Source organism: Bacillus sp. T33-2 (assembly GCF_002860205.1).
Classification (GTDB): Bacteria; Bacillota; Bacilli; order Bacillales; family Cytobacillaceae; genus T33-2.
This window is the reverse complement of the sequence record NZ_PGVB01000025.1, coordinates 69153-89594: the sequence shown is the minus strand read 5'-3', so window position 1 is coordinate 89594 and position 20442 is coordinate 69153. Positions and strand designations below refer to the sequence as shown.

Sequence of the window (20442 nt, the reverse complement as noted above, 5' to 3'; positions counted from 1 at the left end):
ATGTTTTTAGAAAAACAATCTCCATAAATGAAATTAACAGATAATTCTTTAAGTTGTGTTACGATAATGTAAGGATTCTCCCACTGCGAAAAAATAGAACGAAAGAAGGGTGCTGGCTGTTTGTGAAACAGAAGTTTGGCAGGTGTTTCTGAGCCGTTGGCAATATAAGTGGATAAGTGAAATGAAAAATAGTGAATAAAGACTAAGAGTATCGTCCGGGAGACTGATAGAATCACTCATGCAATTATTAAGATGGTGTAAAGAATGGCACAAACTGGAATATACAAAGTTTGACCAATGGTGGCTGGCTTTCTGGTAAAATACAGATAAAAATTTTAGATAAAATTTAAGGGGATAAAGAGTGAAGAAACGAATGATGATGATTACAAGCAGCATTGTTTTATTGGTAGCTTTCGGCCTTGTCGGAGGTGGTAATTACTTTTATAATGTCGCCATCAACCGGAGCCATGAAACACCCGAGTTGCACGGCGGGGGAGAAAGTGCGCAGGCTGCGAGTATGCAAAGTGAAGAGGAACAGCAAGCAAAGCTGGCAGAGATATTAAAATGGACGGAACAGCAGCATTTTGAAAAAGTTGCAATCCAGTCTCACGATGGCCTGAAGCTAAGCGCAAGATTTTTAAAAAATGAAAACTCAAACGGGAATGCTGTCATTTTGGCACACGGCTACAAAGGCAACAATGAACAAATGCCAGGCATCACCAAATTCTATTATGACCAGGGGTTTGATGTCCTGAAACCGGATGCCAGGGGACACGGAGAAAGTGAAGGCGACTATATCGGCTACGGCTGGCATGACCGAAAAGATTACGTACAGTGGGTGCAATTCTTGATTGATGAACAGAAAGATGAAAACATCATCCTTCACGGATTCTCGATGGGAGCCGCCACCGTGCTGATGGCAAGCGGTGAACAGCTGCCGCCTGAAGTGAAGGGAGTCATTGCAGACAGCGGCTATACATCCGTGCAGGATGAATTGTCCCACCAATTAAAATACTTGTACCGTCTGCCAGCCTTCCCGATCATGCAGGTCACGAGTGTGATCACAGATATTCGCGCGGGTTACACGTTTGGCGAAGCGTCTGCCCTGGAAAGCGTCAAGAAAAACAATCTTCCACTATTCATCATACATGGGGACATCGACGAACTTGTCCCGACTGAAATGGCTCACCGCCTTCATGATGCTGCCAATGGCGACAAAAAGCTATGGATCGTCCCAGGCGCGGGACACATCGAGGCATATACGGTTGCAGAAGCTGAATATCAGGAGCGGCTGAAGGCATTTTGGGAAAATACTATCAATTAAGGTGCAGCTATTCAGTATGAATGGTTTCCATTGGTGAATGGCCGACTGTGTTTTGTGAAACGGAAGAGATCTTCTTCCTTTTTTTAGGACAGTTGCAGCACAGGACGTTTTCTGTACATGCAAACAGGAACGAAAAAGTTTCGACAACAAACGGGCTTCATCGCCCGTTTTTTTGTTTTTTCATTAACGTCTTCTGTGTTGTCATGTCGGTATTCCTGCATGTGGCATTATTCGAAAATAACAGGATACAAAACGTTTTTGATGAACTACACACCATTTTAAATAAAACGCTGATGCTTTTGTGGGTGATGCCGATAAACAACAATAATAATATAAATCCTCAGTTGTAGAATCATGTAGTATCATTGGTTACCTGTTCGCTGCGAGTATCGACAAAAAACTAATAGCATTGAATCTATAATCTTCTTAAATTCGCCTTACAGGGTGAATATTAGGAGGTGTCGAATTAAAGATGAAGAAAAGGAAAAAAATCATGCAAGGTTTTGTCATGATAACGGCTGTTGCTGCCCTCGGGTTTTCGGCTGTATACCCTGCAATGAACCCACCAGGTGTTGCTGTTGCCGAACAACAATTGTCCGAACCTTTATCCAAGGAAGAGGCCGCGTCGATTGTCCAGTTGGAGGTACCTGACAAAAAAGCCATGGACAAGCTACTGGAGCTTGGCATTGACCTTGCGCACCGCGTCCATGAACATGACGGCGAGCTGGAGGTCGACGCGGTTGTCACACCATCCGAGATCAAACTGCTAAAACAACATGGAATAAATGTCAAAGATACGCTCATTAATGAAACACAATGGAAGCAAAGAGTCACTGAACGGAATGAAGCGGTAAAACAAGAAGCAAGCGTTGCCGCTGCAGAGGATACAATCAAAATCCTCAGGGCCAACCATTTTACGAATCAGTCTGGCACATTCCTTTATATTGAAGTGAAGTCGAGCGCTGGTACCTCGGCAAGTACTGTGCTCACAGCAAGCTGGCTTGAAAATGGCGCTGAGAAATCAGCAACACTTTCAAGAAAAGTAGATTATGGGGAGTACCTATACCACTACTTATTGCTGCCGATTGACAGTGTCCCTAAGACGGTGCAAATTAGCAGCAATCTTGGCGGGATTGCAAGCGAGGTCGTAACGGAATGGCTTGGTGGCGGCAAACCGGACAATCCCGGAAAGCATTACGTAAAGGAATTCGTTGACCATTACATGGATCCGACTGAACTTTACGAACGGGCAGAACAGCTTGCAACCGAGTTTCCGGAGCTTGTTGAAATCATCGACATGCCGAATAAAACGAATGGATACCGCCGGCTTGCCCAAGCCACATTGGGTACTACATCCGGTGACGCTGTTGTTGTGAGCTCGAAAGCGTGGGGCCATGAAGGCGGCAATAACATTACAGTCGCATTTAAAAACCCTGGTGTTGCTTATGCCCCGCTAAAAGTTTCTGTTGATGGGAAAAATATTGTCGCAGAGCTTGCAACAGATGGCTCCGGGAATATTGTCAGCACCGCTTACCAAGTTGTCAATGCTTTGAATGACAGTGCCGGCGATCTTGTCTACGCCACTACATATCGTGGCAGCAGCGGAGCAGAAGCTGTTTCTCCGGCAACGGCGAAGCTGACGGACAATCTCAAAGCGCCTGACAAGGTTTCCCGCGATCCGTTTACTGTCAAGGCCATCCGCATTGGAAAACAGCGTGATGGTTCGAAACCTGGCGTTCTTGGCTATTCGCAGGAGCATGCCCGTGAGTGGGTAACTCCGCTAGTGACGATTGAAACTGCTGAACGGCTGCTGCGAAACTACGCTCACGACGCCGAAACAAAACGTCTCGTTGATAACCTGGATATTTTCCTGGTGCCATCAATGAATCCTGACGGTGCACATTACAGTTTTTACGACTATAATTGGCAAAGGAGAAATATGACAAACCATTGCGGGCCGTCTCAGTCAGACCCAGGTTACCGAAACCAGTGGGGCGTGGATTTGAACCGCAACCATTCAATCGGTTCGGCTCTTGACGGATTTATCGGGGCGACAGCGACAAACTGCCTGAGTGACGTTTATGCCGGACCGGCTGAGCACTCGGAGCCTGAAGCGAAGAATCTAGTGTGGCTGGCGGATCAAAATCCTAATATTAAATTTGCGATGAATGTCCATAGCTACGGCGGATACTTCATGTGGTCGCCGGGTGCGTATGACGCGACCCGCACTACATTGCCGCGTCCTTCCGCCGGTGAGGAGGCGTTCTACTGGGCAGCATCGACTGAAATTTTAAATGACATCCAGGATCACCGTGGTACGGTCATTCTGCCAAGCCGTACGGGTCCAATTCCGGACGTGCTATATTCCGCTGCCGGAAATTCCGCGGACTATTTATGGTACGAAAAGGGTATCTATGCGTGGAATTTTGAGGTAGGGGCAGATCTTTGGGACAGCCAGGCAAACAGGTGGCGGCCTGTCGGCTTCCAGCCGCCTTATAGTGAAGGCCATGAGGAAGCAATGGAATTTGCGAACGGATTGATTGGCTTGATTAAAGTCGCATACAACCAATCAAAAGATAAAAAGCCGCCTGCCACGATAACTGTACCTTTAAAAGGTAAATTTTCAGAACCGGTCGATCTTAGATTTGTAACGAGTGAACCGGCAACAATCTACTATACTCTGGATGGAAGCCGTCCAACATTTGAATCACAAAAGCTGAAATTAAGCGGCACACGAGAGGCTGCCGAAACGCTTAAAATTGATAAGACCACGACAATCAAGTGGTTTGGGGTAGACGCAGCAGGCAATATCGAGAGGAACTACAACCCGTTAGGCAAAGGCCGCAATTTTAATTCGGTAACCATTACAATCGAATAGTTGGACTACGAGGCAGGCACGTTTGAATGTGCCTGCCGTCTGATTTTAGATGGCAGGCTGCCACTTCATGCAGGGGGCGCCATGTCATTTTTTTTGGTTGCGCCTCAATTACGCAATGTCAAGGGATGGATTTTTATATGTCTCGTTCACAATGTGGAAAAGTTGAATATAATTATTACCTAGGTAATTAATTTTGGTATAATGAAAAAGATTATTTTTTTGGAGTGATGACCAATGGAAAATAACCATGTTTTCTTTCATTCGATCCATCAGCTTTCCAGGCATCTGACAAAGCACTTGAATGAGGCATTGGAGCCTTTCGGGCTTTTCAGTTCTCAATGGTCGGTGCTTTACGTATTAAAAGAAAAGGGAAAACTGACACAAACAGAGCTGTGCGATTATTTAGCGGTTGAAGCGCCGCCAATGACCCGGACGATCCAAAGGCTGGCCAGGCACGGATATATTGAACGGCATTCCGGGGAAGACAGGCGGAAAAAATATATTCAACTGTCAAAAAAGGCTGAAGTGGAATTTGCTAACTGGGAGAAGGCGGTTCTTACAGCCCAACAGGGAGTGATCGAACGCGTGCCAGAAGCATCACAGAAACAGCTTCAGCTATTGGTTACAGTATGGCTTAAACATATATAAAGGGGACAGAGGAGCATGAAAAACAACCAGCCTAGATTGTGGACAAAGGATTTCATCAGTATTTCATTAAGTAATTTGTTTTTATTCATGGCCTTTTATTTTTTGCTCGTCACGATGCCGATTTATGTTGTTGGCGAGCTTGGCGGCAAAAATTTGGAGGCAGGATTGATGACGACCGTTTTTTTGGTATCAGCGATTATTATCCGGCCGTTTGCAGGAAGATGGATTGAAAAATGGGGCGGACGCACAATTTTGCTTTTTGCACTGGGTCTGTTTTTAGGCGCGACCATGCTATACTTTTTTGCAAATACAATAGCAGCGTTATTGCTCATCCGTTTCTTGCATGGCATTGGTTTTGGGATTGCGACTACTGCAACTGGCTCTACTGCAGCAAATATCATTCCTGGGCAGCGGCGCGGTGAAGGAATGGGCTACTTCATTTTGTCTTCAACCTTTGCAATGGTCTTGGGGCCATTTCTCGGGCTTACCGTCATGCAGAAATGGGGTGTTACGCCAATGCTTGAAATAGCAGCTGCATCTGCATTCGCCGGCTTGCTGGCAGCATTGTTCATAACGGCCGGCAAACAGAAATTGGAGGAACAAGGAGCCGGGGCAGCGGCCGCACCGTTCAACCTTAAAGGGCTTTTTGAGGCCGCCGCACTTCCAATTGCATTGACAGGAGCGTTTTTTGCGATTGTGTATTCATCGATTCTTTCATTCGTTTCTGTGTACGCCAATGAATTAGGGCTCGGCTACGTTTCAAGCTACTTCTTTGTTGTGTATGCCGTTGTGCTGCTGCTGTCCAGGCCTTTTACAGGGAAACTGTATGACCTATACGGCCCAGGTGTCATAGTGTACCCGGCAATCATTTTCTTCGCGATAGGGATGTTTATTTTGGGCACGGCAAATTCGGCACAGATGTTCCTGTTGTCTGCAGCGTTTGCCGGGTTGGGATGGGGCACATTGTTTCCAACCTACCAGACGATTGCCATCCAGGCAGCCCATCCAAAACGCAGTGCAATGGCCACGGCCACATTCCTGTCCATCTTTGATACGGGGATAGGGCTTGGATCGTTTATCGTCGGGCTGGCAGCAGCCAAAATGAGCTTCAGCCAATTATATTTGTACAGCTCCGGCTATGTCCTGCTCGGAATCGCGATTTACTATGTGCTGCATGGACGAAAGCACCGCGGGCGGAAGCAGGAAAGGGAAGCTCTGTCTTAAAACATCGTTCCACTGAAGATATCTAGCCGCCACTTTATATTGTTTTAAAAACACTTTCCACAGAAAACTTCAAGCCTGACATTTTATGTCAGGCTTATATTTATTTATGATTAGCCCCCAGCACAGTCCACCAATTATTAAGTGCTGCCACATACTTTTAGCAAAAAAAAGAACCAGATCCGTTTTCAGAACCTGGTTCTTTAAAAAGTAATTACGCCAATCTCATCTTAAAATCGTCATAGCCAAATTCACGCACTACCTTGCAATCTCCATCTTTGTCCTGAATGGCGATGGCAGGCAGCGGCATTCCGTTGAACGTGGTGTTTTTCACCATCGTGTAGATGGCCATGTCGCCAAAAACCAGCCGGTCTCCGCTCTTTAATGGCTGATCAAAGGAATAGTCGCCGATGATGTCACCTGTCAGGCAGGTCTGTCCGCCAAGCCGGTATGTATAAGGCTTTTCGCCGGCTTCTCCTGATCCCAACAGAGGAGGGCGGTACGGCATTTCCAGCACGTCAGGCATATGGCAGGTAGCGGATGTGTCGAGAATTGCGATTTCCATTCCGTTTTCATGCAGGTCAAGCACTGAGGTAATCAGATATCCTGCATTCAGAGCAATCGCCTCACCAGGCTCAAGATAGACCTCCAGACCGTATTTATCCTGCATTCTCTTAATGCAGGCTTCCAGTCTTGGAATATCATAATCTTCTCTTGTAATATGGTGGCCGCCGCCAAAGTTGATCCATTCCATTTGCGGAAGCCATTGTCCAAACTTTTCTTCCACAGCATTCAGAGTGGTTTCAAGGTCGTCAGAGTTTTGCTGGCAAAGTGTATGGAAATGCAAACCTGAAACACCTTCAAGCAAATCAGGGCGGAAATGCTCTTTCGTTACACCGAACCTGGAGCCTGGTGAACATGGATCGTAGATCGCATGCCCAATCTGTGTCGAGCATTCAGGATTGATGCGCAGGCCGACTTTCCTGCCTGCCTGAAGAGCTTTATCTTTAAATTTTTCCAGCTGTGAAAAAGAATTAAAGATAATATGATCGCAGATTGAGATAATTTCATCTATTTCATCATCGCGGTAGGCAGGGGCAAAGACGTGATTCTCTTTGCCCATTTCCTCGTAGCCTAGGCGTGCCTCGAATAAACCGCTTGCTGTCGTGCCACTTAAATATTGACCAATGAGGGGATACATTGCTGTCATCGAAAAAGCTTTTTGTGCCAACACAATCTTAGCCCCTGTGCGCTGCATGACGCCGTTCAGGATCTGAAGATTTTTTTCGACAAGCTTTTCGTCGACTACATAACAAGGTGTTGGCAGTTCTTCAAAACGCATTTTAGCGAACTAGCTCCGGCTCTTTAGCTTCTTCAGGCAGAGCATCGACAAGAACTGGATTGAAATCTTCTACCCATGGAAGTCCCCATTTATTTAACTCTTCCATGAATGGATCTGGATCAAATTCTTCAATATTGAATACGCCCGGTTTATTCCATTTGCCAGTCACGACCATTGCTGCACCGATCATGGCAGGGACACCTGTTGTATAGGAGATCGCCTGGGAGCCGACTTCTTTGTAGCATTCCTGGTGGTCACAAACATTGTACACGTAATAAGTTTTATCTTTCCCGTCCTTTTTCCCTTTGAAGATGCAGCCGATGTTTGTTTTGCCGACTGTACGCGGTCCAAGGGATGCTGGATCTGGCAATACCGCCTTAAGGAACTGGAGCGGGATGATTTGCTTTCCTTCAAATTCGATTGGTTCGATTGAAGTCATGCCGACATTTTCAAGCGCCTTAAGGTGAGTCAAATAGCTCTGGCCAAATGTCATGAAGAAACGGATACGCTTAAGGCCAGGGATGTTTTTCGCAAGAGATTCAAGCTCTTCGTGGTAAAGCAAGTACATATCTTTCTCGCCAACTTCAGCGAAGTTATAGACACGCTTGATTTCCATTGGTTCCGTTTCGATCCATTCGCCATTTTCCCAATAACGTCCGTTGGCAGAAACCTCACGGATATTGATTTCAGGGTTGAAATTTGTTGCAAATGGGTAGCCGTGGTCGCCGCCGTTGCAATCAAGAATATCGATATATTCGATTTCATCAAAATAATGCTTCAGTGCGTACGCAGAGAATACGCCAGTTACGCCTGGATCAAAGCCGCTGCCCAATAGAGCAGTGATGCCAGCTTTTTCGAAACGCTCTTTGTATTCCCATTGCCAGCTGTATTCAAATTTTGCTGTATCTTCTGGCTCATAGTTTGCTGTATCCATGTAATGTGTCTTGGTTGCAAGGCAAGCATCCATGATTGTGAGATCCTGGTAAGGCAACGCCAGGTTCATGACGATATCTGGTTTTACTTCATTAATCAAAGCAATCAGGTCGTCCACATTATTAGCATCAACCTGTGCAGTCGTGATTTTTGATTTGCCGCCATCCAGCTTCGCTTTTAACTCATCACATTTGGATTTTGTACGGCTTGCGATGCAAATCTCTTCAAATACTTCGCTGTTTTGGACACATTTATGGACGGCAACTGATGCCACTCCGCCAGCGCCAATGATAAGTGCTTTTGCCATTCTCTTATCTCCTGACCAAATAGATTTTGTAAAACTGAAAGTTTTGCACAATAGAAAAAGCAAGTGCAATAACGCATATTCGCGCACAACACTTGCTTTGATATATTCAATATTAAAAATAAGCACAGCCATGACTGCAGGACATATGTAATAGACACGATAAAAGTCCCGGGACATGATGGCAGAAAGCTCTTTAATATTCAAAATATATCTTAATAGGATCAGAGTCTATATAGCAAATAATTACTTTTACCACTCTTATTGACCGTTTCACAAGTTGTGTGCCTATGCACTGGTTGTAAAGTAACCAACTTATAAAATTTGAGCTTTTAACTCAATCAATAAGGCAACTAAGTTGCCAATCGGCATTTGACCCGGCTGTCCGTATGGCCTTGACTCCCTGTGGAAGTGGTCAAAAATTATCTGCTTGGAAAGACTCTTCAAGATACACAGAATATTAGCTTTCCAAATTAATGCTTCTTTATATTATCAGCATGTTATAAAAATAGCAATGAGCAATTTAAAAAAATTGTTGAAAATCCTGTCCGCGGTAAAGAAATGCGTTCAAGAAACCAGTTTATCCAGTTATGGCCCAATATAGTTCATTAAAACGTTAAACAGGGCCCACAGACCAAGTTGTTCTTAGTTTTAAAAAAAGTTCCATATGAAACATGTAAAAAAGCTATTTGATTCTTGATAATCAAGTCAAACAGCCTATATTTAGCAGTACGAAAGAGGTGGAAAATGCTGTCGTACGTTCATCCTGACAGTGCTTGTTTTAAATTTCTATTAAAAATAAAAACCATTTCCCGGATTTGTTAGCCCAATAATTGTTTAAGTTACACTGCATGTACTGGAACAAATCTGACCTGTGAACTTCAAAATCATCACTATGTACTGGTTTTCCTAAAAGAGTTATTCCATGATTCTATAACATCCACCATGTGACCGAATTTACATCCCAATGTCCAACTTTGACTTTACGTTAAAGATCCCATGGCAAAAAATTAGTATTCAAAGATAAAGCAGGCCTGCATCCAGCTTAATCGTTAATCTTCTTTTCAAAAATCAATTCCATAATGTAAGCTTGGCCATTTGGGCCGAACGGTGGAGTAAAGATTTGGTGAAGCCTCCATCCTTTCCGTGCGTGTTCATTAATGATATCTTGGTAATCATCTTTTGGATTTCCACTAAAAGAACCTATGGTAACCTCGACAAATTTGTATTCGTACATCACGATTTCTCCTTTAATTCGAATATTTTATATACGGCCTCTAAGAGAAAAAGTTCCAGGAAATGAAATAAACGATTTTTTTGTGTTAATAGATTAGGAATGTTTATGTTATCCTGGCAAGTATAAGGGCAAATATGCCCCGGTCTTCGCCCTGAGGGGCTCGCACATCGACTGGTTTCACTTGTTGCCAATCAAAAAGAAAAGCTCTACACTGGGTTTAGCAATGGAATAAATACTACCGGGTGATTGATGGTGTCTAAAACAATAGTCGAAAAACTGAACTTGAAAAAATACAATAAGAGAGCGGTATTGAACCTGCCGGATGGCGCAGATTATTTAACCGAGTTAGCAGATTATGATACAGAGCTGACCGACAGCAAATATGACCTCATTTTTGCGTTTATGCTGGATATGGATTCTTTAAAGGCACTTGTGGACAAGGTGATCGAAAAGGATTCTCTAATCAAAAATGGCTATATCTATTTGGCCTATCCTAAAAAAGGGAATAAAGTTTATCCGACCTTCATCCACCGCGATGATTTGCTGGCCGGGCTGGGTGCCGGTGAAGATGGGTATATCGGGTCAAGCAACATTAAATTTGCGCGCATGGTTGGATTGGATGACGTATTTACGGTTGTCGGCCTGAAAGAAGAGGCTCGTAAAAACCAAACATCTACAAAAGCCAGCCAGTGTGTGGATGATTATATCGATTTGATTCCACAGGTGGAAAAAGATTTGCAAGATACGCCGGACTTACTTGCATTTTATCAAACATTGACCCCTGGCTACCGTAAGGATTGGGCCCGCTTTGTATATAGTGCCAAACAAGAGGCCACTCAAGCAAAACGGCGTGAGGAAATGAAGATGATTCTTGGCGCGGGGTACAAGAGCAGGGATCTTTATCGTAGGGATAATTGATTAGTACTTTAAAAGGTCATAAGTTAAAAGGGTGATTGTTCAAGAAAGTTCTAAAGCAATCACCCTTAATTATTCAGATGACGTATTTCGTCACCTGGATTTTAAATTAAATAACTCCTTGCACCACCATTGCATCGGCTACTTTTAAAAATCCTGCGATATTGGCGCCAACAACCAGGTTGCCGGGATAGCCATACTCTTCGGCGGCTTTCACACTGTTTTGATAGATGTTTACCATAATTTGATGCAATTTAGTATCCACTTCTTCAAACGTCCAGGACAATCGCGCGCTGTTTTGGGCCATTTCTAGTGCAGAAACGGCTACACCACCTGCATTGGCGGCTTTTGCCGGGCCGAAGAGAACATTGCTGTTCAGGAACACGTCAATTGCTTCCAGTGTCGATGGCATATTTGCCCCCTCACCAACGGCTTTCACTCCATTGGACACCAGGATTTTTGCGGATTCCTCGTTAATTTCATTCTGCGTCGCACATGGCAGGGCGATATCGCAAGGGATGGACCAAATGCCGGAGCATCCTTCAACGTACTGTGCCTCCGGGTGTTCCTTCACATATTCACTGATTCTTTTTCTTTCGACTTCTTTTATCCGTTTTACTGTATCAAGATTGATGCCGTTTGGATCATAAACATAGCCGTTGGAATCGCTGCACGCCACAACTTTCGCACCCAGCTGCACAGCCTTTTCGATCGCATAGATGGAGACATTGCCAGAACCGGATACAACGACTGTGCTGCCTTCAAAGTCAAGGCCTTTGTCTTTGAGCATTTCCTGTACAAAGTAAACAGTACCATAGCCTGTAGCCTCGGTCCGTGTTAAGCTTCCACCGTATCCAAGCCCTTTGCCTGTCAATACTCCGGCTTCATATGCCCCGCGAATTCTCTTATACTGTCCAAACATGAATCCAATCTCTCTTGCACCAACACCAATATCACCAGCTGGCACGTCAATATCGGGTCCAATATGTCGGCTGAGTTCCATCATGAAGCTTTGAGTGAAACGCATGATCTCACCATCGGATTTTCCCTTAGGGTCAAAATCCGATCCGCCTTTGCCGCCCCCGATCGGCTGGCCGGTGAGAGAGTTTTTGAAAATCTGCTCAAAGCCCAGAAATTTGATGATGCTGGCATTAACGGACGGATGGAACCGCAAGCCGCCTTTGTATGGCCCGATTGCGCTGTTAAACTGGACACGGAACCCACGGTTTACCTGTACTTTGCCTTGATCGTCCACCCATGGCACTCTGAAGGTTATCACTCTTTCAGGTTCCACAATTCTTTCAAGAATGCCATGATCCATATATTTAGGATGCTTAGCAAATACAGGTACGAGAGAATCAAAAATTTCTTTGACGGCCTGATGAAATTCACTTTCATTAGGATTGCGTTTTTTTACAGTTTCATATACTTCGTTCACATAATCTTTTGCAATGATTGTTCCCGTTTCTTTAGGTTCTTGTGTAATTGCCATTTTGTTTTCAGCACCCCTTGCTATAAAAATGTATTATCCAGGCTCATCTGACAGAAACAGACTTTAACGCTTTAATAAATGTAAGATTTTTTTAGTGTATAATTAAAAAATAATCTAAACAATATGTAAATTAGATAATAATGATGCCGATATTAGATGATTTGGAGATAGGGGGTGCTGATATTGGAACTAAGACAGATACAATATTTTATTGAAGTGGCCAAGCGGGAACATGTGACGGAGGCCGCTTTGGCGTTAAATGTAGCACAATCCGCTGTGAGCAGGCAGATTTTTAATCTGGAAGCGGAGCTGGGTGTTGACCTTTTTATCCGGGAAGGAAGGAATGTCAAATTAACGCACATTGGACGAATGTTTCTGGAACATATGGAAGAAGCCATCAATGTCGTCGAAAATGCGAGGCGGGAGGTTCAGGAGTATTTAGACCCTGAGCAAGGCAAAATTCGTATTGGATTCCCAAGCAGCCTGGCTGCCTATACATTGCCAACTGTCATTTCTGCCTTTCGCGAGCGCTATCCTCAAGTTAAATTTGAACTGAAACAGAGTTCCTACCATGAATTGATTAATGGAGTGGTGAAAGGAGAAATTGATATGGCACTTGTTGGTCCGGTGCCAAAGCAGGAAAATAAGGTTAAAGGGCATATTCTATTTACAGAAAATATTGTTGCACTACTGCCAGCTAGCCATTCCCTTGCGGATAAACCGTCACTGGACCTGAACCAGTTAAAAGATCATTCATTTATCTTGTTCCCCAAGGGGTTTGTTTTACGTGAGCTCGTGGATAATGCCTGCAGGCAGCTTGGCTTCCAGCCCAATGTATCATTTGAAGGAGACGATATTGACGCGATTAAAGGGTTGGTCTCGGCGGGTTTGGGTGTGACGCTTATTCCTGAAGTTACATTAGCTGACAGCCTGCCCCGCGCAACAGTAAGGCTGCCTATAGCTGAGCCACAGGTAACCCGTACGGTCGGTGTGGTTATTCCCGTAGAACGCAAGCTGCTTCCAGCACAGAAATTATTCTACGATTTTATCAGGGAGTTTTTTACTATATTGGATAGATTTAAAAAATAAGGGATGTTGATCTTTAGTTGAGCCTGTGAACATTCAAAAGTGGGACAGGCTTTTTTTGTTCAAAAAAACTGCTGCCTAAAGCAACAGAAGACAAAAGGTATGGAGAGATGGATGGGGGGAATCCACCTGCTATTAAAACGTTACCCACCGGGACGAAAAATAACCCCGAAAATAAAAAATGACGAATAATTACACATTGCATGAAATTAACAAAATGTGTGAATGAGGGGTGGTTTTTGTCCATACCTGGTCATAGGAAAATGCATAATTTGGATAATATGAAAAGAAAGGAGAGGATAAATATGGGACAAAGACGGAGAAGCAGGAGCAGACGAAATTCTAACTCTAACAGCAACTCAAGGAGCAATCAAAACAGGAATAATAATTCTAATTCTGAGAACGATTCAAGATCCCAGGTCGATTTTGAAAATGACGTAAATGTAGACGTTCATAACGATAATCAAAATGATAACGAGAATGATAATGAGTTAAAGAACAGGAATAGAAATACTAACCGTGCGGAAATCGAAAACAGTGGAAATTCCTGCGTTGACATCGATATTGATGTCGAATCCGAATCTGAATCCGATTCCAGAGCAAGAGCACGCGCCCGTGCTGATGCCGAACAGGATCAAGAATCAGACCAAGACCAGGATCAAGACCAAGATCAAGACCAAGACCAAGATGTAGACCAAGATGAAGACGAAGACGAAGTTGAAGCTCAAGATGAAGATGAAAACGAGGACGAAGCTGAAACTCAAGATGAAGATGAAGACGAGAACGAAGTTGAAGCTCAAGGTTCAAATTTCAGAACAAGATTAAGATCAAGATCAAGGTCAAGGCACAGGAATTCGAACAGGCGAGGACATAGGGATAAGTGAATAGATGATAAGTTATAGATCATAATGGCCTATCCAATCAAGATAGGCTTTTTTATCTGCAATTGATACTCAAGGAGAATATAAATTTACTCTTCTAATTTCTTCAATGTCTATTTTTTGTGTAAAAAAATATATGTTTCTAAACATATATAGAACAATAGTAAACCAAAAGCGGTATTTCGATCACAAGTTTCACTTTTTCATTTTGAACATACTTGTGGGCATTTTTATGGTTTTGGATTTACATACTTTTATCCTATTATTAAAATAGATAATAGGCAAATATACTCAATTACAAATGTGAGGTAAGGTATGCAAGAAGATGAACGCTTAGTGTTGCTTAGAGAGATCGGTCGGCTTTTGGATGATATTAATAGATTCCCGGATGCTGCATACAAAGAGATTATCCAGCAAGAAATATTTTTACTGAGTTCTGTAGTAAATAGCGAATGACCCCGTTGGTTAATATGCCCGGGGTTTTAATTTTCAAAATAGCATCAACTATGTTTTATAATCCCTGCCAAAAACGGAACTTGGACTTTCTCAAACCTTCACTGAGAACTCGGAGATTTGTCATCAGGACGCATAACAGGCAGGGGAAGAGATAACCTTGTTCAAATCAGTCGGGATTCAGTATTTCAAATTTCCTAATGCAATGTATGAAACGAAAGAAACTATTTATAGACCCACATAAACGTCATCACTAGGAGTTCCTTTTCATACCGAAAAAAATCTGCAGTTTATTCCATGGATAATCGGCAATCTCGTTATTTCGATGCTGAAAAAAGGCACAAACCCTCAACAAAAGAAGGAATGCCGTATATAAGTAAACATATTGACGGTAAATATCCGTTCTATAAGGAAGGGATACGCTTAAGTGGCGTGGAAAATTATTGGCATAGGGCAACCTAAACTTTTCGGAAAGGTAGTGACAAGTTATGTTTGTTTCAAACATGCTTCCAATGCACAGGACACAGCTGTTCACCGTTGTTAGCCAGATGCGAAAAGTCAGGATTCCGGAGCTGCAAAGAATCTATGAGCAAACTGGAGACCCACAGTTACGAATGGCGGGGGGCCAAAAAATGAGTAGCATGACAAGTCAAACCGTCAATGAAAAGGGAAAGGGCAGTCCAATCCGAATCAGTGCCGAGGACAAAAAGGAAGCATATGAGGTATATTCTCCGGCTAGCTTAGATTTTATCGGTCCGGGTGATTGAGTATAAACTCCACCAGTAGAAAGGAGGGATGACAATAACAGGCACAGCAAAAACCGAATATCCAGGATCTCCAACTGTGTATCGCACGAACGCCCGTGCCACCCGTACACAGAACGTCAACTTGGAACGAACAATAGGATAGAGTATTTACTGCTCCGCGAAACCACTTAAGAATTACCAACTTAGAAGTGAAAATCTAACCACATTCTTTACTCACAGGATGCGCGCATCGACTAGACACAACGATATGATCCAACTCGTAACATAGTTAATTAAATCCCGAATGAAGTCCTTTATTATCGAGGAGGAATGCCACTATTCTTCACCCCATTTGCGGGAACAACCAAATAACTCTGCCTTACTGGGCTTCATTTTTGAAGTCTTTTTTTGTTGAAAATCAGACATACTGCTGAAACTGAAAAATCACCAATCCATTCGGACAAACTTCGTACGATCTACCACAAACAGTGCTCCTAAAACATGTTTCTGCAATGTACTGGTTTAACAAAAATTAATAGAAGCATAACATTGAGCAGCATGGGATAACTGGCACAGTTCAGTTTTTTGCACATCTCCTTCAAAAGTAGCATTAGAACCCACTTTTATCTCCGGGACCTTTATGCTAGAAAATTTTGTGAATTCTTAACATTCCTGTCATGGCTGCCTAATATTCCAGAACTATAATGGTATGGTCTTTTGCTGCCGTAATTTTTTTACAATTTAATCTAGGAGGCTCCACATGCGTTCAAAATGGAAGAAAAGGATTTTACCGGTCACCATGTCATTGGCCCTGGCAAGCAGCATTATTGCACCAAGCCTTACATCGGCTCTCGGCACGTTTGATTTGCAGTCTGTTATTGCTCCAACTCCGATCAATCAGTACCAGGCTGACCTTGCACCAGGTATAAAGGAAAAGCATTACAGCTTTGAAGGGAAAGACGGCAAGAAGATTGAAAGTTTTGTAGTCGATGTAGATGTACAAAACCCAGCTATCTCCATTGAAGCGGGGACACCGAACGATGGCACGGCATACGGACTCCAGCCTGTCAGGCAGCAGGCAACTGCGGCAAATAGCGAAAACCATACCGTGGTGGCTGCCGTAAACGCCGATTTTTATAATATGGCTACGGGGGAACCAATTGGTGTTGTTTACAAGGATGGACAAGCAGTTAAAGCGGCCAATGGCGGTTCTGGCAAATTCTTCGGAATCACAAAGTCCGGGGAAGCGGTTATTGGAGATGCTGTGGTATACGAAGGCATAAAGGATCAGCTCCAGGAGGCATTGGGCGGTAACGCCATCCTCGTAAAGGACAGTAAAATCTATCAAACTCCTCAAACTGGACAAGATAAAGAGCCACGGACGGCTGTTGGGATCAAGCAGGAAGGCGATGTCTTTTTTGTCGTCATCGATGGAAGGCAGGAGCCCTATTCTGCCGGGATTTCCATGCCCGATTTGGCACAATTGATGATTGACCTCGGTGCGGTCAGTGCCCTGAATCTGGATGGCGGTGGCTCTTCGACGTTTACAACCCGCACACTTGGCGGCGATACTCTTGAGGTGGATAATAAACCTTCCGACCGAAACGAAAGAAGTGTAGCAAACTCCTGGCTGATTGTTTCCAAGGAACCATCCGACCATGCTTTTTCATCTGCCCATATCGAACCGTATGACGAGTCGTTCACGCCTGGATCAACAATCCAATTTTCGGCAAGAGGACGGGACAAATCGATGGCATCCGCGCCCCTGCCGCAAAGAGGCCTCACATGGACTGTGTCAGATCCGTCCTTCGGCAGCATTGATCAAAGCGGTAAATTTATTTCAAACGGGAAAACAGGTCAATTTGATATTCTCCTAAACTATCAGGAACAGCAGGTTGGCAAAAGTATAATAGAAATAGCACAGCCCGATGAGTTGAGTTTTTCTTCGAGTGAATTGACGGTGGCGAGAAACAGTGAAGCCAACCTGAATTTAATCGCAAAGTTCCAAAAGAGGGTTGTCGACTGGAATCTCCAGGACATTGAGTTTACTATCCCTGAAGGAATGGGAACTATTGATGACTCCGGCGTCCTGCACACTGGGGACAAAAACGTTTCAGGAACCATTACGGCTACTTTAAAAGGGACATCCCTTTCAGCAGAGATGAAGGTTTCCGTTGGCAAGCTGCCTGAAGTTATCTTCGATTTTGAAAAGGGCATTACCGGCTGGAAAACGGCAACAGCCGGCCGCGGGGAAAAAGGAATCCTCAGCCCTTCAAAGTTCCCGGACCAGGTGAGGTTCGGCAGCCAGTCATTGAAATTGGATTTCGATTTCACGGGTGCGCAAACTGGAACAACCCTTGGGGTATATGCCGGACCTGGCGCCAACACGACAATCAACGACAGCCCAACAGGCATCGGAATGTGGGTCTATGCCACCCCTGAAGCACAGGGCTATTGGCTGAGGATGCTGATTGTCGATGGAAGCGGAAAGAACCAGAGCATCGACCTTACGAAGGAAAAACCGGGGATTGACTGGACAGGCTGGAAATACGTCGAGGCCGCCATTCCAACAACTTTTAAGGGTCCATTCAAGTTATCAGGCACCCAGACATTCAGGATGATGTCAACAAAGTCAGGAATTACAGGGCCGATGACAAAAGGAACCGTCTACATCGATAATATCCGCGCCGTCTACGGCGAAAAGATGGATGACTTGAATCCGCCTGTCATCCAGTCCATTAATGTGGATGGGAAAAATTTTGACACAAACTCAATCGATTTTAAAGCGAGTGTTGCTGAATATGAAGATGACCCTTTCAAAACCGGCATCGATTGGGAGAAAATCAGCATTTTTGTTGATGGAGTAAATTATTCCAACATGGAAGGCCATTACTCGTATGATATGGACGGATCCGTTTCACTAAGCGGACTCACATGGGGAGATGGAACCCATAAAGTTACCCTAATTGTCCCGGACAAATTCGGCAACCAGGCAATCAAAACGGCTTATTTCACGGTAAACACTGGCGGCCCAAAAATGGAAGTAGTCAATCAGCAGGAAACGGCATTTCTGGGTGATCTGTTCAACCTTGTTGTGAAGGCAACAAACCCGGCTCAGCTAACCGGCTCCACTATGACAATGAATTTCGATAAAAATTATCCGGTTGAAGGTGTAACCTTCTCGAACGGATTCAGCGAAAGTACGTACAGCTACGATGATGCAACTGGGGACCTAACGTTAAATCTCAATAGCAGTGAAACTGCTTCTTCTGCAGATGCAGCGACCATACAGGTTCGTATTCCATCATCGACTAAAGAAGGAAGCAAGTTGACTTATGATATATCGGAAGCTGTGTTAAATTTCCGAAATCCGGTTGATAGCAGCTTTGTACCGACATTTTCCATGGTACCGGCGAGCATGGACATAAAAGGGGCCTACACTGTAACTGCCGAGCCTATTCTAATCGGAAAGCCGACTGCAATGACAGTAAAAGATATAAATAACCAGTTAGTCAGCGGTGCAGAGATTTTTGCCATCATTGATGGCAGCACAGACCCAATTTCACTTGGAAAAACGGATGAACAAGGATCCCTAATCGCGGGCTCTATCACCGATCAAGTGAAAAAGATCTCTGTATATGCGGCAAAGGACGGCAAGTATTCGTTTAAAATGAACACGCAGACATACCCTGCCCTGGCAGATGCCACAGAAATTATGAATATCATTTCCACTCCAACCGGAGATCCTTATAAAGGAAAAGGCTTTACGTGGATGTCGAGCCCGCTTTCCGATGGAAAAGCTGTAATCAAGTTTGCCAAGAAAAAGGATTTTGACAGAAAAGGTGCGCGGGTGCTGAAAACCGTTGAAGGCAACTCAAGCAACCAGGTATTCTCAGGAGAAATGAATATCACAAAGAACGGAATCGTCCGGGTGAACGAGGTGAACTTGACCAAACTGCAGCAGGATACTACGTATGTTTACCAGGTTGGTGACGGAAAGAACTGGTCGCCAATTGAGGAATTCACTACTGCTAAAAGGAAGCAAAGCTTCGAGTTTGCCGTCTTCGGTGACACGCAATCACCTTCCGACCTGAGCGATTTTGGCAAGATATTGGAGAGCCAGAGCAAGAACGATTTGTCATTCATGATCCATGTTGGCGACCTGATTGATGAATCAGCAAAATTCAATCAATGGAATGACGCACTTGTACTGATGAGCAGCTTCAGCACCATCCGCTCAACAGACCTTGTCGCTGCTCTCGGGAACCATGAATATATGGGAGACCCGGACGGAAGCGTGGCAAAATCCATTTTCAACTCACCGGAAAACGGCCCTGATGTGGATAAAGGCGGCACATATTCGGTTGAGTATAACAATATGCACATCAGTGTCCTGGGCTACACAGACAGCAACGAAGTCCTGAACCAGCAGCTCGAATGGCTGAAGCAGGATGTACAGAATTCGGACAAGCCATGGAAGATCCTTGTGACCCACAAGCCTCCTTATTACACCAACCCGTTCGGCGGTAATGCGATAATGAAGGAAAAGCTCCCTCCAGTCGTGGATGAACTAGGAATGGACATCGTCTTCTCCGGACATGACCATTCCTATGGCAGAACGAAGAAATTGAAGGCTGGAGTCGAAGATCCGAATGGCGCCGTCTATGTAGTAGCTGGCACAACCGGCAAAAAACATTATGATGCCGTCGCCGATGAGAAATTCGACTATGTCAACATGGATCCTATCGCCGTGTCCATGCACGCAGCAGTGGACAAAGATACGATTACATTCACAACAACCACCTCTGACGGTGAAACCATTGACCAATTCACGGTTAAAAATCTGGAATACTTCGAAAATGACACCGATGATGAAGACGAAGATGAAGATGACCAAGATGATGAAGATGAAGATTAAGAATGAAGAAAGGCAGCCCGAGGAATCCCGGGCTGCCTTTTAGTTACTGTTATGCCTGATTCAA

At 44.2% G+C, this 20442-nt stretch carries 14 protein-coding genes; 10 read left to right on the top strand and 4 right to left on the bottom strand.

Annotated features, from left to right (window positions below; all coding sequences use genetic code 11):
* Positions 1-361: 361 nt before the first annotated feature.
* The 4 genes from CVD19_RS16960 to CVD19_RS16940 all read left to right on the top strand — a co-directional run bounded on the left by CVD19_RS16960 (position 362) and on the right by CVD19_RS16940 (position 6074).
* Positions 362-1324 carry an alpha/beta hydrolase gene (locus CVD19_RS16960; protein WP_101583629.1) on the top strand — a complete coding sequence of 321 codons (963 nt, stop codon included), beginning with the start codon at positions 362-364 and terminating at the stop codon, positions 1322-1324.
* Between the two features lie 472 nt (positions 1325-1796).
* Positions 1797-4202: a M14 family metallopeptidase gene (locus CVD19_RS16950; protein WP_101583624.1), complete on the top strand. Its 2406-nt coding sequence runs from the start codon at positions 1797-1799 to the stop codon at positions 4200-4202.
* Between the two features lie 234 nt (positions 4203-4436).
* Positions 4437-4850, top strand: coding sequence for a MarR family winged helix-turn-helix transcriptional regulator (locus tag CVD19_RS16945; RefSeq protein ID WP_101583621.1), 414 nt, complete (start codon positions 4437-4439; stop codon positions 4848-4850).
* Positions 4851-4865: 15 nt separating this feature from the next.
* Complete coding sequence (locus CVD19_RS16940) at positions 4866-6074, top strand: MFS transporter (RefSeq protein ID WP_101583618.1); 1209 nt, start codon at positions 4866-4868, stop codon at positions 6072-6074.
* A gap of 211 nt (positions 6075-6285) precedes the next feature.
* On the opposite strand, the gene nspC is transcribed toward CVD19_RS16940, so the two are convergent.
* The 3 genes from nspC to CVD19_RS16925 form a co-directional block, all read right to left on the bottom strand.
* On the bottom strand, positions 6286-7413 hold the full coding sequence (gene nspC, locus CVD19_RS16935) for a carboxynorspermidine decarboxylase (RefSeq protein WP_101583615.1): 1128 nt from the start codon (positions 7411-7413) through the stop codon (positions 6286-6288).
* A 1-nt stretch (position 7414) separates the two neighbouring features.
* The gene (locus tag CVD19_RS16930; RefSeq protein WP_101583613.1) at positions 7415-8653 is read right to left on the bottom strand and encodes a saccharopine dehydrogenase family protein; all 1239 of its coding nucleotides are present in this window, start codon (positions 8651-8653) and stop codon (positions 7415-7417) included.
* Between the two features lie 1042 nt (positions 8654-9695).
* Positions 9696-9887 (bottom strand): DUF4177 domain-containing protein, encoded by a 192-nt coding sequence (locus CVD19_RS16925; protein ID WP_101583610.1) that lies wholly within the window; start codon positions 9885-9887, stop codon positions 9696-9698.
* A gap of 249 nt (positions 9888-10136) precedes the next feature.
* Between CVD19_RS16925 and CVD19_RS16920 the strand changes: the two genes are divergently transcribed.
* The gene (locus tag CVD19_RS16920) at positions 10137-10805 is read left to right on the top strand and encodes a YdeI/OmpD-associated family protein (RefSeq protein WP_257985178.1); all 669 of its coding nucleotides are present in this window, start codon (positions 10137-10139) and stop codon (positions 10803-10805) included.
* A 106-nt stretch (positions 10806-10911) separates the two neighbouring features.
* Here the strand turns inward: CVD19_RS16920 and gdhA are convergent, their stop codons facing one another.
* Positions 10912-12294 carry an NADP-specific glutamate dehydrogenase gene (gdhA, locus tag CVD19_RS16915; RefSeq protein WP_101583604.1) on the bottom strand — a complete coding sequence of 461 codons (1383 nt, stop codon included), beginning with the start codon at positions 12292-12294 and terminating at the stop codon, positions 10912-10914.
* Positions 12295-12477: 183 nt separating this feature from the next.
* On the opposite strand from gdhA, the gene CVD19_RS16910 reads away from it, so the two are divergent.
* The 5 genes from CVD19_RS16910 (at position 12478) to CVD19_RS16895 (ending at position 20378) form a co-directional block, all read left to right on the top strand.
* On the top strand, positions 12478-13383 hold the full coding sequence (locus CVD19_RS16910; protein WP_101583602.1) for a LysR family transcriptional regulator: 906 nt from the start codon (positions 12478-12480) through the stop codon (positions 13381-13383).
* 302 nt (positions 13384-13685) lie between these two features.
* Positions 13686-14264 (top strand): hypothetical protein, encoded by a 579-nt coding sequence (locus CVD19_RS24900; protein WP_180953676.1) that lies wholly within the window; start codon positions 13686-13688, stop codon positions 14262-14264.
* A 312-nt stretch (positions 14265-14576) separates the two neighbouring features.
* Positions 14577-14717 (top strand): hypothetical protein, encoded by a 141-nt coding sequence (locus tag CVD19_RS24895; protein ID WP_180953675.1) that lies wholly within the window; start codon positions 14577-14579, stop codon positions 14715-14717.
* Between the two features lie 485 nt (positions 14718-15202).
* On the top strand, positions 15203-15481 hold the full coding sequence (locus tag CVD19_RS16900; protein WP_101583598.1) for a hypothetical protein: 279 nt from the start codon (positions 15203-15205) through the stop codon (positions 15479-15481).
* A gap of 739 nt (positions 15482-16220) precedes the next feature.
* Positions 16221-20378: a phosphodiester glycosidase family protein gene (locus CVD19_RS16895; protein WP_101583596.1), complete on the top strand. Its 4158-nt coding sequence runs from the start codon at positions 16221-16223 to the stop codon at positions 20376-20378.
* The last annotated feature ends 64 nt before the right edge of the window (positions 20379-20442 follow it).

What these genes read in the sequence shown, in the direction of transcription:
- CVD19_RS16950 (WP_101583624.1), top strand. Translation starts at nt 1,797, where the DNA reads ATGAAGAAAAGGAAAAAAATCATGCAAGGTTTTGTCATGATAACGGCT.
- CVD19_RS16930 (WP_101583613.1), bottom strand. Translation starts at nt 8,653, where the DNA reads ATGGCAAAAGCACTTATCATTGGCGCTGGCGGAGTGGCATCAGTTGCC.
- gdhA (WP_101583604.1), bottom strand. Translation starts at nt 12,294, where the DNA reads ATGGCAATTACACAAGAACCTAAAGAAACGGGAACAATCATTGCAAAA.
- CVD19_RS24900 (WP_180953676.1), top strand. Translation starts at nt 13,686, where the DNA reads ATGGGACAAAGACGGAGAAGCAGGAGCAGACGAAATTCTAACTCTAAC.
- CVD19_RS16900 (WP_101583598.1), top strand. Translation starts at nt 15,203, where the DNA reads ATGTTTGTTTCAAACATGCTTCCAATGCACAGGACACAGCTGTTCACC.
- CVD19_RS16925 (WP_101583610.1), bottom strand. Translation starts at nt 9,887, where the DNA reads ATGTACGAATACAAATTTGTCGAGGTTACCATAGGTTCTTTTAGTGGA.
- CVD19_RS16940 (WP_101583618.1), top strand. Translation starts at nt 4,866, where the DNA reads ATGAAAAACAACCAGCCTAGATTGTGGACAAAGGATTTCATCAGTATT.
- CVD19_RS24895 (WP_180953675.1), top strand. Translation starts at nt 14,577, where the DNA reads ATGCAAGAAGATGAACGCTTAGTGTTGCTTAGAGAGATCGGTCGGCTT.
- CVD19_RS16920 (WP_257985178.1), top strand. Translation starts at nt 10,137, where the DNA reads ATGGTGTCTAAAACAATAGTCGAAAAACTGAACTTGAAAAAATACAAT.
- CVD19_RS16945 (WP_101583621.1), top strand. Translation starts at nt 4,437, where the DNA reads ATGGAAAATAACCATGTTTTCTTTCATTCGATCCATCAGCTTTCCAGG.
- CVD19_RS16895 (WP_101583596.1), top strand. Translation starts at nt 16,221, where the DNA reads ATGCGTTCAAAATGGAAGAAAAGGATTTTACCGGTCACCATGTCATTG.
- nspC (WP_101583615.1), bottom strand. Translation starts at nt 7,413, where the DNA reads ATGCGTTTTGAAGAACTGCCAACACCTTGTTATGTAGTCGACGAAAAG.